Source organism: Paraburkholderia graminis (assembly GCF_003330785.1).
Lineage (GTDB): Bacteria > Pseudomonadota > Gammaproteobacteria > Burkholderiales > Burkholderiaceae > Paraburkholderia > Paraburkholderia graminis.
This window is the reverse complement of record NZ_CP024934.1, coordinates 2,891,409-2,904,082: the sequence shown is the minus strand read 5'-3', so window position 1 is coordinate 2,904,082 and position 12,674 is coordinate 2,891,409. Positions and strand designations below refer to the sequence as shown.

The 12,674-nt window shown below is 63.6% G+C and carries 8 protein-coding genes and 1 tRNA gene; 4 read left to right on the top strand and 5 right to left on the bottom strand.

Annotated features, from left to right (window positions below; all coding sequences use genetic code 11):
- Positions 1-50: 50 nt before the first annotated feature.
- The 5 genes from CUJ91_RS12825 to CUJ91_RS12805 form a co-directional block, all read right to left on the bottom strand.
- Positions 51-1,934: an ABC transporter ATP-binding protein gene (locus tag CUJ91_RS12825; protein WP_006051971.1), complete on the bottom strand. Its 1,884-nt coding sequence runs from the start codon at positions 1,932-1,934 to the stop codon at positions 51-53.
- Positions 1,935-2,465: 531 nt separating this feature from the next.
- Positions 2,466-2,540 (bottom strand) — tRNA-Val (locus tag CUJ91_RS12820).
- Between the two features lie 48 nt (positions 2,541-2,588).
- Entirely contained in the window at positions 2,589-3,332 is a 744-nt protein-coding gene (gene dnaQ / locus CUJ91_RS12815; RefSeq protein WP_053858540.1) for a DNA polymerase III subunit epsilon, read from the bottom strand.
- Positions 3,333-3,407: 75 nt separating this feature from the next.
- A complete protein-coding gene (rnhA, locus tag CUJ91_RS12810) occupies positions 3,408-3,854 on the bottom strand; it encodes a ribonuclease HI (RefSeq protein ID WP_114156326.1) in 447 nt (148 codons plus the stop codon).
- Complete coding sequence (locus tag CUJ91_RS12805) at positions 3,851-4,723, bottom strand: class I SAM-dependent methyltransferase (RefSeq protein ID WP_114156325.1); 873 nt, start codon at positions 4,721-4,723, stop codon at positions 3,851-3,853. The genes rnhA and CUJ91_RS12805 overlap by 4 nt, the downstream gene beginning before the upstream one ends.
- Before the next feature lie 19 nt (positions 4,724-4,742).
- Between CUJ91_RS12805 and gloB the strand changes: the two genes are divergently transcribed.
- The 4 genes from gloB to carB all read left to right on the top strand — a co-directional run bounded on the left by gloB (position 4,743) and on the right by carB (position 12,525).
- Complete coding sequence (gene gloB / locus CUJ91_RS12800) at positions 4,743-5,534, top strand: hydroxyacylglutathione hydrolase (protein ID WP_114156324.1); 792 nt, start codon at positions 4,743-4,745, stop codon at positions 5,532-5,534.
- A gap of 156 nt (positions 5,535-5,690) precedes the next feature.
- Positions 5,691-7,355, top strand: a complete 1,665-nt coding sequence (locus CUJ91_RS12795; protein WP_006051976.1) for a transglycosylase SLT domain-containing protein — start codon at positions 5,691-5,693, stop codon at positions 7,353-7,355.
- A 637-nt stretch (positions 7,356-7,992) separates the two neighbouring features.
- Positions 7,993-9,147, top strand: coding sequence for a glutamine-hydrolyzing carbamoyl-phosphate synthase small subunit (gene carA / locus CUJ91_RS12790; protein WP_006051977.1), 1,155 nt, complete (start codon positions 7,993-7,995; stop codon positions 9,145-9,147).
- Positions 9,148-9,270: 123 nt separating this feature from the next.
- Positions 9,271-12,525, top strand: a complete 3,255-nt coding sequence (carB, locus tag CUJ91_RS12785) for a carbamoyl-phosphate synthase large subunit (RefSeq protein ID WP_114156323.1) — start codon at positions 9,271-9,273, stop codon at positions 12,523-12,525.
- Positions 12,526-12,674 lie beyond the last annotated feature (149 nt).

Here is a 12,674-nt window from a genome sequence, read left to right as displayed (position 1 = left end):
AGGCCTTGAATAAAGGCATTTCCGTGTGACGCGCATCATCGTCGGCGTTCTTACTTGCCGACCAGCAGGCTCGAATCGTCAGTCGTCGAACTGCGCATGCGCGCCGTTTCCTGGCGGACGGGGACGGGCGGTTCGCTCAAGCCCTTGATCAACTCCAGCGCCTGCCGCTCGAAGAGCCGCCGGTACAGGCCGTTCTCGAGACCGATCAGCGTTTCGTGGCTGCCTTCTTCGATCACCTTGCCCTTGTCGAGCACGAGCAACCGGTCGAGTGCGCGCACGGTCGACAGGCGGTGCGCGACCACGAGCGTCGTGCGGCCGAGCATCAGCCGCTCCATAGCCTGCTGGATCAGCACTTCGCTTTCGCTGTCGAGGCTCGACGTCGCTTCGTCGAGAATCAGAATGCGGGCGTCGGCGAGAAACGCGCGCGCGATTGCCACACGCTGACGCTCGCCGCCCGACAGCTTGATGCCGCGCTCCCCGACCAGCGTGTCATAACCGCCGGGCAACGCGCTGATGAAGTCGTGCGCGTTCGCAAGCCGCGCGGCTCGCTCGATGTCGGCGCGGCTCGCGTCCGGACGCGCATAGGCGATGTTCTCCGCGAGCGAGCGATGAAACAGCACCGGCTCCTGCTGCACGATCGCAATCTGGCTGCGCAACGACGCCTGCCTGACCTGCGCGATGTCCTGACCGTCGATCGTGATGCGGCCTTCCGAAACGTCGTAAAGGCGCTGGATCAGCTTGATAAAGGTCGTCTTGCCCGAGCCCGAATGGCCGACCAGCCCGACGCGTTCGCCAGGCGCAATGCGCACGGAGAAGTCGCGGTACAGCGGCGTGGCGTTCGCCCCATAGTGGAAGGTGACGTGCTCGAAGCGGATCTCGCCTTTGCCAATCGCGATCGGACCGGCGCCCGGCCGATCTTCGATACCGAGCGGCTGGCGCTCCAGCGACACGAGTTCTTCCATGTCGTTGACGGAGCGCTGCAAGTTGCGAATGTGCATGCCCACGTCGCGCAAATAGCCTTGCAGCATGAAGAACATCGTCAGCGCGAACGTGATGTCGCCGACGCTCGCCTCGCCGCGCAACCACAGCACGAGCGCCGCGCCGAGGATAGCCGTCTGGATTGCCACCAGCATCGCGCCCTGCACGCCGCCGTTGATCGTGCCGCGAATCCACGTGCGCCGCGTGCGTTCGCGCCACTTGCCGATCACGCGCGCAAGCAGCACTTCTTCGCGCTCTTCCGCGCCGAAGGCCTTGACCACGCCGTTGCAGCTCACCGCGTCCGCGAGCGCGCCGCCCATGCGCGTGTCCCACGCATTGGCGAGGCGTGCGGCGGGCGCGACATAGCCGAGCGACAGCGCGACCGTTACCGTGATGTAGATCAGCGAGCCGATGCCGACCACCGCGCCCATCATCGGCCAGCGCCAGCCGAGCAGCAGCGTCGCGCCAACCAGCATGATCAGCGACGGAAACAGCGCGATCAGCAACGTGTCGTTCAGCAGGTCGAGCGCCCACATGCCGCGCGTGATTTTGCGCACGGTGGAGCCCGCGAAGCTGTTCGCATGCCAGTCGGTCGAAAACCGCTGCACGCGATGAAACGCGTTGGCGGCGATCTCGCTCATCATCTTCAGCGTCAGCTTGATGATGTTGAAGTACATGCCTTGCCGCAGCAAGGTCGCGCCGAGGCCGAGCGCGCCGAGCACGCAAAACGCCGTGACCGCCGCGTGCCAGGCGCTGCCGCGCGCGGCCGGGCCCGACGCGATGGCGTCGACGAGGTGGCCGGCGAACATCGGCGTCAGCACGTCCGCCACTGCGGAGAGCATGACGAGCGCTGCAATGACGACGATGCGCCAAGGCTGTTTCGCCCAGTGAATGAAGGTGAAGCCGAGGACATCCTTAAAGGCTTGTCCGCGAAAGTCGAGTTTTTTTCCGGTCATTTTTCGACAACCCCGGCGCGCATGGCGCAACGGGGTTCCAGTCAAAAGCAGGATGAAGAGATAGTCGAAGCACGCGGTTAAACCGCAATGAAGCTGCGGCAATGAAACTGCGGGCAACAAGCCTGCGGAGCGAGCGGTGGACTATCTGGAATTGCGCGGCGCGCCTGCTTCGGCTGCACCGCGGATGGCGACAGGTCAGTGACCCGTCAGCGGCGACTCAGGAAACAACTGAGAGGCAAACGCGAGCGCCGCGGGACCATGTCAGGGACGCCCATATGCACTGCAAACATGTGACGCCTCCCTGTGGTCAATGAGGTGGAGAAAGTAGACGGGGCGAATGCCCGAACACCGACTATATCAGCGCTGTTTTGCCGTCGCAATCGACGAGGTTTCGGTGTTGACGGCACGGCCGATTACGGAGCCACAAAAACCGTATGCCAATACAACCACAAGACAGCGCGCCAAAACGGAAAAGGGCTCACGCATTTCTACGTGAGCCCTTTGTCTTCGGTGATCGACGCACCAAGAATCTGGTGGGTAGTACTGGGATCGAACCAGTGACCCCTGCCGTGTGAAGGCAGTGCTCTACCGCTGAGCTAACCACCCGAAGAGATTGAGATTATGTCAGGCATTGCGGAACTCGTCCAGCACTTTTTAAGCGGCTTGCTCATCCGACACGGCCGACACGGGCGCAGGTTCGAGACGCCATACGCTCGTGCCTTTGATCGCCTTGTCGAGGCCGTCGAGAACTTCCTGATGCGCGGCGAGCTCGTCGTCGCTGGCCGCGATCACCACGAGATCCAGCGATTCGATCGCCACGCGCGGCGCATGCGCTTCGCCGCCGGCGTGCGATTCGCCGAGCATGTCGATGACGAGGCTTTCCTGGCCGCGCGTCATCGCAAGATAAACCTCGGCGAGCAGTTCCGAGTCGAGCAGCGCGCCGTGCAGCGTGCGGTGCGCGTTACTGATGCCGAAGCGATCGCAGAGCGCGTCCAGTGAATTGCGCTTACCGGGGAACATCTGCTTGGCGCGCGCGAGCGTGTCGATGATCTCGCCGCAATACGTGCTCACGGGCGGCAGGCCGAGCAACGCGAATTCGGCGTCGAGAAAGCCGATGTCGAAGGGCGCGTTGTGAATGATCAGGTCCGCGCCCTGGATAAAGTCGCGAATCTGGTCGGCGATGTCGGCGAACTTCGGCTTGTCGCTGAGGAATTCGGTGGTCAGGCCGTGGACCGCCAACGCGCCGGGATCGCTGTCGCGTTCGGGATTGATATAGAAATGCAGGTTGTTGCCGGTGAGCCGCCGGTTCACCAGTTCGACGCAGCCCAGCTCGAGGATGCGGTCGCCGGTGCGGGCGTTCAGGCCCGTCGTTTCGGTATCGAGGATCAGTTGACGCATATCGGTTTTAGCTTTGCCTCAGAAGTTGCAGCCGCAAACAAGCAGCAAAAGAACGCACTGGCCGGCGGCGCGGCGTCATAGTTCCGCGAGCGACGCGACGCCGCGGTTGGCGAGCTGATCGGCGCGCTCGTTCTCCGGGTGCCCGTTATGGCCGCGCACCCAGCGCCATTCGATTTCGTGCTGCGCGACGAGCGCGTCGAGCCGCTTCCACAAATCCGCGTTCTTGACCGGCTGCTTCGCTGCCGTGACCCAGCCTTTCTTTTTCCAGCCGTGAATCCACTCGCTGATGCCTTTCTGCACGTACTGCGAATCGGTGTGCACGACGGCCTTGCACGGACGCTTGAGCGCTTCGAGCGCGGAAATCACGCCCATCAGCTCCATGCGGTTGTTGGTCGTATTCGCTTCGCCGCCGAACAGCTCTTTTTCCTGATCGCCGAAGCGCAAAAGCGCGCCCCAGCCGCCGGGGCCGGGGTTGCCCTTGCAGGCGCCGTCCGTATAAATGTCGATGGTGTTCGCTGTCATTGAGTGTGGTTGCGTGTATTCGGTGTGGCGGCGGGCGCGAGGCCCGCGGCGAGGACGGGTTTTTTCACTTTCAGCGGTCCGACGAGGCGCATGCCGCGCACGCGCTTGATCGCCTTGATCATGTAGGTCGCGCCGAAAATCGGCCACCAGCGGTCGCCGGCGGCTTCCATGAAGCCGTAGCGGGAGAGCCACTGGTCGCTGTCGAGCGGCGGACGATAGCAGCCGAAGCGCCCGCGTTCAAGGTCGAAACCAAGCAGCTTGATCCAGTCCTTAAGACGCGTGAAGGCGATCAGATCGACGGCGGCGGGCACGAACGGCCGGCCGGTCATTTTGCCGACCGATTGCCGCGCGCCCCAGAGCGACAACGAGTTGAAGCCGAGAATGATCAGTTGGCCTTCCGGCATCAGCACGCGTTCGGCTTCGCGCAGCAGGCGGTGCGGGTCGCTCGTAAATTCGAGCGTGTGCGGCATCACGATCAGGTCGACGCTCTGCGCCTCGAACGGCAGATCCAGCAAATCGCACCAGACGGCACTGCGCCCCGTTGGCGAAGGCAGCGGCGCAAACGCGCCGCGCGCCGGGCCGTGCGTCGCGCCGTGCGTCGGATTGCCCGCTCCGTTGCCGGCGTGCGCGTCCGCGCGCGGAAAGCTGTAGGGCGCGCTCGCGCCGCTGGCGGCATCCAGCACCAGCCCGCGGCAAGGCATGCGATTTTCGCGCAAGGCGTCGAGCTGCGGCAGGCCGAGTTGCAGCGCGTGGTAGCCGAACACGTCCGACACCACACGGTCGAGCTGGGTCTGTTCCCAGTCGAGCACGTAACGGCCAGGCGGCGAATCCGTCCAGGCGGGCCAGTCTATAATCGCTCGGTCAGTCATATCAAAGAATGCGTCGCCTATGAATGCGCTCGAGTACGTACCGGTCCCGGCGTTTGAAGACAATTACATCTGGGTCGTTTCCGACGGACACCACGCGGTAGTCGTCGATCCGGGCGAGGCCGCTCCGGTTCGCGCCTATCTGGCCAAACGCGGGTGGCGGCTGAGCGCTATTTTACTCACGCACCATCATCAAGACCACGTCGGCGGGGTGGCCGATCTGCTGAATGGCCAGGACGTTCCGGTCTACGGGCCCGCCGGTGAAGCGATCGAGCGCGTCACGCAGCGTCTTGAAAATGGCGATCGGGTGACGATTGCGGCGCCCGCGCTCGAACTGAGCGTGCTGGACGTGCCAGGTCATACGAGCGGCCACATCGCCTATTTTCAGGCGGCAGATCCCGGCGGCACGCCTCACGTGTTTTGCGGCGATACGCTGTTCGCTTGCGGATGCGGCCGGCTGTTCGAAGGCACGCCGCAGCAGATGCTGGCGTCGCTCGACTCGCTCGCCGCGTTGCCCGGCGAAACGCAAGTGCACTGCGCGCACGAATATACGCTCTCCAACATCCGCTTCGCGCTCGCCTGCGAGCCGGGCAACGCCGACCTGCAAGCCTGGCGGGACCGGGCGGCCGACTTGCGAGCCCGCAATCTGCCGACGCTGCCCACCACGATCGCCCACGAACGCGCGGTGAATCCTTTCCTGCGGGCCGGCAATCCCGCCGTCCAGGCGGCCCTGCAAGAGCAGTTGCAGGAGAAAGTATCGGACCGGCTTGGAGCGTTCACGCTGATGCGCGAATGGAAGAACCGCTTCCGGTGACCGGGTCGGCCCTGGGGTCTTCCTCAAGCGAAGAATCGGAAGAATTCGCCAAGCCTTAGATTTGCTTGATTTTTTCGTCAATTTCCAATTGACGTAGACGTTAGGGTTTCGTACTATCGGCTGCAAATTCCAGCCCTTGTGGAAGCCGAGACGTTCATGCGATTTATCTTTAGTGCGTTGCTGGTCCTGACGCTCGCCGCCTGCGCGAGCCAGGGACCAACGACGGTCAGCCCCACCACCGCAACAAATCCCGCCAGTCAGCAAGCCGTAGCAGACGCACTTCGCAAGACAGCCACCGCCAAGGAAACCATCAACGTCGACAAAGGCTCCGTCACGCAGTTGACGAGCGCGGACGCCGACTTGTGGGGCCGTATTCGCCGTGGTTTCCAGATGCCCGACCTGCAGACCGACCTGGTCGACATGCAGGTCAACTGGTATGCGCAGCGTCCCGATTACGTGCAGCGCATGACCGAGCGCTCGCAGAAGTACCTGTACCACATCGTCGAGGAGCTCGAGGCGCGCCATATGCCGACCGAGCTCGCGTTGCTGCCGTTCATCGAGTCGGCGTACAGCCCGCAGGCGTTGTCGGTCGCGAAGGCGGCCGGCATGTGGCAGTTCATGCCGGGCACCGGCCGCACCTACAACCTCAAGCAGAACATGTGGCAGGACGAGCGCCGCGACGTGCTGGCGTCGACCAGCGCCGCGCTCGACTATCTGTCGCGTCTGCATGACATGTTCGGCGACTGGCAGCTCGCGCTCGCGGCGTACAACTGGGGCGAGGGCAACGTGCAGCGCGCCATCGCGCGTAACGAAGCGGCGGGCTTGCCGACCGACTACCTGAGCCTGCGCATGCCGAACGAGACGCGCAACTACGTGCCGAAGCTGCAGGCCGTCAAGAACATCGTGATGAACCCGCAGATGTACGGGCTCGCGCTGCCGTCCATTCCGAATCACCCGTATTTCGTGACCGTCACCACGTCGCACGATATCGACGTGGACATGGCCGCCAAGCTCGCCAATCTGCCGCTCGACGAATTCCGCTCGCTGAACCCGTCGTTCAGGAAGCCGGTCATTCTCGGCGCGACGCAGCCGCAAATCCTGCTGCCGTTCGACAATGCGAGCGCGTTCGAGCGCAATCTGAAAACGTATTCGGGTTCGCTGTCGTCGTGGACCACGTACACGGTCACCGAGCGTTCGGCGCCCGCGGCGATTGCGCAAAAAATCGGTGTCGACGCCGACACGCTGATGGAAGTGAACAAGATTCCGGTCGGCATGCGTCTTAAGCCGGGCTCCACGATCGTCGTGCCGCGTGGTTCGGACGACGACGAGGACATCAGCGCGGACGTCGCGGAAAGCGCCGTGCTCGCGATGGAGCCGGACGTCCCCGACACGCGCAAGATGCTGATCCGCGTGCGCCGCAATCAGTCGATGGCGGCTATCGCGCTGCGCTATGGCGTGTCCGTCGGCCAGTTGAAGGCGTGGAACCGCACGCATCGCGACAGCGTGTCGCGCGGCCAGGTCGTCGTGCTGCACGTGCCGGTCGGCCGGGCAGTCCCGAGCGAACCGGGGCCGGAGCGCATCGCGACGGATGTCGAAGGTGGCGGCGTCCAAAAGATCGGCACGCGCGTCGGCGGCTCGAAGCGCGAAGCGCGCAGCGAGAGGACGAAAGGGCGCGGACATTCGGCAGCGGTGGTGAAGGTGTCCGAGCCGGTGGCGAAGGGCGGCAAATCGAAAGCGTCCGCGGCGCCTGCCGGCAAGGTGACGAAGGTATCGGCTTCCACCTCCAGCAAGAGCAGCAAGAGCACGAAGAAGAGCAACTGATGCAGATTAATGCTGGTTGATGCGCCGATCGGGCTTCCGATCGACGCAGAGCCTGCCGCGCTCCGACATGAAATGAGTTTTCGACGCCGTCACCCTGTGGTGACGGCGTTTTTCATTGTGCGCCGTCCGGCAACTGGTGCTTGCCTACGAGCCGGGGCGTGCTACTGCCGTCGGGCGCCAGGCGCGACGATGCGCGAATCTTTCCTCCGCGATTTCGATCCCGCCGCCGGGCGTCTTGACGCTATCCCGAAACGGCCGCCGCGCATAAGCCCGGCAACCGCGCAAGCCGCTCGCAGCAAGGCTTTGACCCGCCGGGCGAGCACCGCCACGCCCCCGCCCAGCCATCTCGGATTTGGAGAGAACGGCGGTTTCCGGCTATAATTCCAAGGTTTGAGCTTATCAACCCGCACCCTAGCGCCTACCTCTCCCATACCGTTCATCCGCCGCGCGCCACAGGCGTAGCAAGAAGGGCCCGCACCTCGCCGATCCGTCCACACAATGGACCCATCGTGCGCCCCTTGCGACGTCAACGGCAGTACGCGAGCGAGTCTGCGCGCGCATCCCGTGATGCTGTTCGCTGCGGCTCGCAAACCGGATAGGCAGGTCGGCAACAGGGTGTTCCCCCAAGGAGTCTCCCGTGTTGCCGTCATTTTCTCCCGCTCTGCTCGCGCTCGCCGACGGCACGGTCTTTCGTGGTTATTCGATCGGCGCCCCCGGGCATACCATCGGCGAAGTCGTGTTCAACACGGCTATCACCGGCTATCAGGAAATCCTGACTGACCCGAGCTACGCGCGCCAGATCGTCACCCTCACGTATCCGCACATCGGCAATGTCGGCGTCAACGCCGAAGACGTCGAGGCGACGAAAGTCCATGCCGCCGGGCTGATCATTCGCGATCTGCCGGTCCTCGCGTCGAACTTCCGCATGGAGCGCACGCTCAGCCAGTATCTGCAGGACGAAGGCGTGGTCGCCATCGCCGGCCTCGACACCCGCAAGCTGACCCGCGTTCTGCGCGACAAGGGCGCGCAGAACGGCGCGATTCTCGCCGGTTCGGACGACGAAGCAAAGGCCATCGAACTCGCGCGCTCGTTCCCGGGCCTCTCGGGCATGGACCTCGCGAAGGTCGTGTCGACGAAGGAAACCTACGAGTGGACGCAAACCGAATGGCGTCTCGGCAACGGCTACGGCAAGCAGAACGCGCCGAAGTACCGCGTCGTCGCATTTGACTACGGCGTCAAGTACAACATCCTGCGCATGCTGGCCGAGCGCGGTTGCCACGTCACCGTGCTGCCGGCGCAAGCTACCGCGGCTGATGCGCTCGCGCTCAATCCGGACGGCATCTTCCTGTCGAACGGCCCCGGCGACCCGGAGCCGTGCGACTACGCGATCAAGGCAACCAAAGAGCTGATCGAGCGCGGCATTCCGACCTTCGGCATCTGCCTCGGCCATCAGATCATGGGCCTCGCGCTCGGCGCGAAAACCGTGAAGATGAAGACCGGTCACCACGGCGCGAATCATCCGGTGAAAGATCTGGAAGACGGCCGCGTGGTCATCACGTCGCAGAACCACGGTTTTGCTGTCGATGCGAACACGCTGCCCGCCAACGCCCGCGTCACGCATGTGTCGCTCTTCGACGGCACGCTGCAAGGCTTCGCGCTCTCCGACAAGCCGGCTTTCTGCTTCCAGGGTCACCCGGAAGCATCGCCGGGTCCGCACGACATCGCGTATCTGTTCGACCGCTTTACCGGGTTGATGGACGCGAAGAAGGCCGGCAAGACCGCGGCGGCTTAAGAACGCACGCCGCGGCAAGCCCGGCGGCAAGCCTGGAATCAGGCAGCCAGAAGCAAAGCGCGCGCAACGCCCACGCGGCGCGCGCCGACGGAAAGAATTCAGGAATACATTAGCGAGAGCGTTATGCCCAAGCGGACAGACATCAAGAGCATTCTCATTATCGGCGCGGGTCCGATCATCATCGGCCAGGCGTGCGAGTTCGATTACTCGGGCGCGCAGGCATGCAAGGCGCTGCGTGAGGAAGGCTACAAGGTCATCCTCGTCAACAGCAATCCGGCGACGATCATGACCGACCCGAACACGGCCGACGTGACCTACATCGAGCCGATTACGTGGGAAGTGGTTGAGCGCATCATCGCGAAGGAGCGCCCGGACGCAATCTTGCCGACCATGGGCGGCCAGACCGCGCTGAACTGCGCGCTCGATCTCCACGCGCATGGCGTGCTCACGAAGTACAACGTCGAGCTGATCGGCGCGTCGCCGGAAGCCATCGACAAGGCGGAAGACCGCCAGAAATTCAAAGACGCGATGACGAAGATCGGCCTCGGTTCGGCCAAGTCGGGCACCGCGCATTCGATGGAAGAAGCGCTGTCGGTGCAAGCAGACATCGCGGCACAAACCGGCAGCGGCGGCTATCCGGTCGTGATCCGCCCGTCGTTCACGCTGGGCGGCTCGGGCGGCGGCATCGCGTATAACCGCGAAGAATTCGAAGAGATCTGCAAGCGCGGCCTCGATCTGTCGCCCACGCGCGAGCTGCTGATCGAAGAATCGCTGCTCGGCTGGAAAGAGTACGAGATGGAAGTGGTCCGCGACAAGAAGGACAACTGCATCATCGTCTGCTCGATCGAAAATCTGGACCCGATGGGCATCCACACCGGCGACTCGATCACCGTCGCGCCGGCGCAAACGCTCACCGACAAGGAATATCAGGTGCTGCGTAACGCGTCGCTCGCGGTGCTGCGCGAGATCGGCGTGGACACGGGCGGCTCGAACGTGCAGTTCTCGATCAATCCGAAAGACGGCCGGATGATCGTGATCGAAATGAACCCGCGCGTGTCGCGTTCGTCGGCATTGGCGTCGAAGGCCACCGGCTTCCCGATCGCCAAGGTCGCGGCCAAGCTGGCAGTCGGCTACACGCTCGACGAGCTCAAGAACGAAATCACCGGCGGCCAGACGCCGGCATCGTTCGAACCGACTATCGACTACGTCGTCACCAAGATTCCGCGCTTTGCGTTCGAGAAATTCCGCGAAGCCGATTCGCGCCTGACCACGCAGATGAAGTCGGTCGGCGAAGTCATGGCGATTGGCCGCACCTTCCAGGAGTCGTTCCAGAAGGCGCTGCGCGGTCTTGAAGTCGGCGTCGACGGTCTGGACGAAAAGACCACGAACCGCGACGAGATCATCCGCGAAATCGGCGAAGCCGGCCCGGATCGTATCTGGTACGTGGGCGACGCATTCCGGATCGGCATGACGGCGCATGAAATTTTCGAAGAGACGTCGATCGACCCGTGGTTCCTCGCGCAGATCGAACAGGTCGTGCTGAAGGAAAAGGCGTTGGCCGGCCGCACGCTCGCGAGCCTTTCGAAGGAAGAGCTCAAGTATCTGAAGCAGAGCGGCTTCTCCGACCGGCGTCTCGCGAAGCTCATCGGCGCGAAGCCCGCTGAAGTGCGCGCGCGCCGCATCGAGTTGAATGTGCGTCCGGTGTACAAGCGCGTCGACACGTGCGCGGCGGAGTTCGCGACGAAAACCGCGTACATGTACTCGACCTACGAGGAAGAGTGCGAAGCGAACCCGACGAACAACAAGAAGATCATGGTGCTGGGCGGCGGCCCGAACCGGATCGGCCAGGGCATCGAGTTCGACTACTGCTGCGTGCACGCCGCGCTCGCCATGCGCGAAGACGGCTACGAAACGATCATGGTCAACTGCAACCCTGAAACCGTTTCGACCGACTACGACACGTCCGATCGTCTGTACTTCGAATCGCTCACGCTCGAAGACGTGCTCGAAATCGTCGACAAGGAAAAGCCGGTCGGCGTGATCGTGCAATACGGCGGCCAGACGCCGCTGAAGCTCGCGCTCGACCTTGAAGCGAACGGAGTGCCGATCATCGGCACGTCGCCGGACATGATCGACGCCGCCGAAGACCGCGAGCGTTTCCAGAAGCTGCTGCAAGACCTCGGCCTGCGTCAGCCGCCGAACCGCACCGCGCGCGCCGAAGACGAAGCGTTGAAGCTCGCCGACGAAATCGGCTATCCGCTCGTCGTGCGTCCGTCGTACGTGCTGGGCGGCCGCGCGATGGAAATCGTCCACGAGCCGCGCGATCTCGAGCGCTACATGCGCGAGGCCGTGAAGGTATCGAACGATTCGCCGGTGCTGCTCGACCGCTTCCTGAACGACGCGATCGAATGCGACGTGGACTGCATTTCGGACGGCGAGGCGGTGTTCATCGGCGGCGTGATGGAGCACATCGAACAGGCGGGCGTGCACTCGGGCGACTCGGCTTGCTCGCTGCCGCCGTACTCGCTGTCGAAGGAAACCGTGGCTGAGCTCAAGCGCCAGACCGGCGCGATGGCGAAGGCGCTGAACGTGATCGGTCTGATGAACGTGCAGTTCGCGATTCAGCAAGTGCCGCAGGCGGACGGCTCGAAAGAAGACGTCATCTACGTGCTGGAAGTGAACCCGCGCGCCTCGCGCACGGTGCCGTACGTGTCGAAGGCGACCAGCCTGCCGCTCGCCAAGATCGCGGCGCGAGCAATGGTCGGCCAGAAGCTCGCACAGCAAGGCGTGACGAAGGAAATCGAGCCGCCGTACTTCAGCGTGAAGGAAGCGGTGTTCCCGTTCGTCAAGTTCCCGGCAGTCGATCCGGTGCTCGGACCCGAAATGCGTTCGACCGGCGAAGTGATGGGCGTGGGCCGCACGTTCGGCGAAGCGCTCTTCAAGTCGCAGCTCGCGGCGGGCTCGCGTCTGCCGGAGTCGGGCACGGTGCTGCTGACGGTGATGGACGCCGACAAGCCGAAGGCCGTCGAAGTCGCGCGCATGCTGCACGAACTCGGTTATCCGATCGTCGCCACCAAGGGCACGGCAGCCGCGATCGAAGCGGCCGGCGTGCCGGTGAAGGTCGTCAACAAGGTGAAGGACGGCCGTCCGCACATCGTCGACATGATCAAGAACGGCGAGATCGCGCTGGTCTTCACGACCGTCGACGAAACGCGCGCGGCGATTGCCGATTCGCGTTCGATCCGCATGAGCGCGCAGGCCAACAAGGTCACGTACTACACGACGATGTCGGGCGCGCGCGCGGCGGTCGAAGGCTTGCGCTACCTGAAGGACCTGGAAGTCTATGATTTACAAGGTTTGCACGCTCGCCTAAACTAAGGCTTCGAATACCTGTCCAGGATGTAAGTGCCGCGGTTAAGCGGCGTTTCGCAGGTGCTGTGGTCCGGGTTTTCCCCCGGCCGCCGGCTCCCGCGAAATGCACTTAACCGCGGTGATTTTTTTTACGGCCGTTTTTTGTTCCAAAGCGC

Bases quoted from the DNA above. Each gene is read 5' to 3' on its own strand.
- CUJ91_RS12825 (WP_006051971.1), bottom strand. From the start codon at position 1,934: ATGACCGGAAAAAAACTCGACTTTCGCGGACAAGCCTTTAAGGATGTC.
- dnaQ (WP_053858540.1), bottom strand. From the start codon at position 3,332: ATGCGTCAACTGATCCTCGATACCGAAACGACGGGCCTGAACGCCCGC.
- rnhA (WP_114156326.1), bottom strand. From the start codon at position 3,854: ATGACAGCGAACACCATCGACATTTATACGGACGGCGCCTGCAAGGGC.
- CUJ91_RS12805 (WP_114156325.1), bottom strand. From the start codon at position 4,723: ATGACTGACCGAGCGATTATAGACTGGCCCGCCTGGACGGATTCGCCG.
- gloB (WP_114156324.1), top strand. From the start codon at position 4,743: ATGAATGCGCTCGAGTACGTACCGGTCCCGGCGTTTGAAGACAATTAC.
- CUJ91_RS12795 (WP_006051976.1), top strand. From the start codon at position 5,691: ATGCGATTTATCTTTAGTGCGTTGCTGGTCCTGACGCTCGCCGCCTGC.
- carB (WP_114156323.1), top strand. From the start codon at position 9,271: ATGCCCAAGCGGACAGACATCAAGAGCATTCTCATTATCGGCGCGGGT.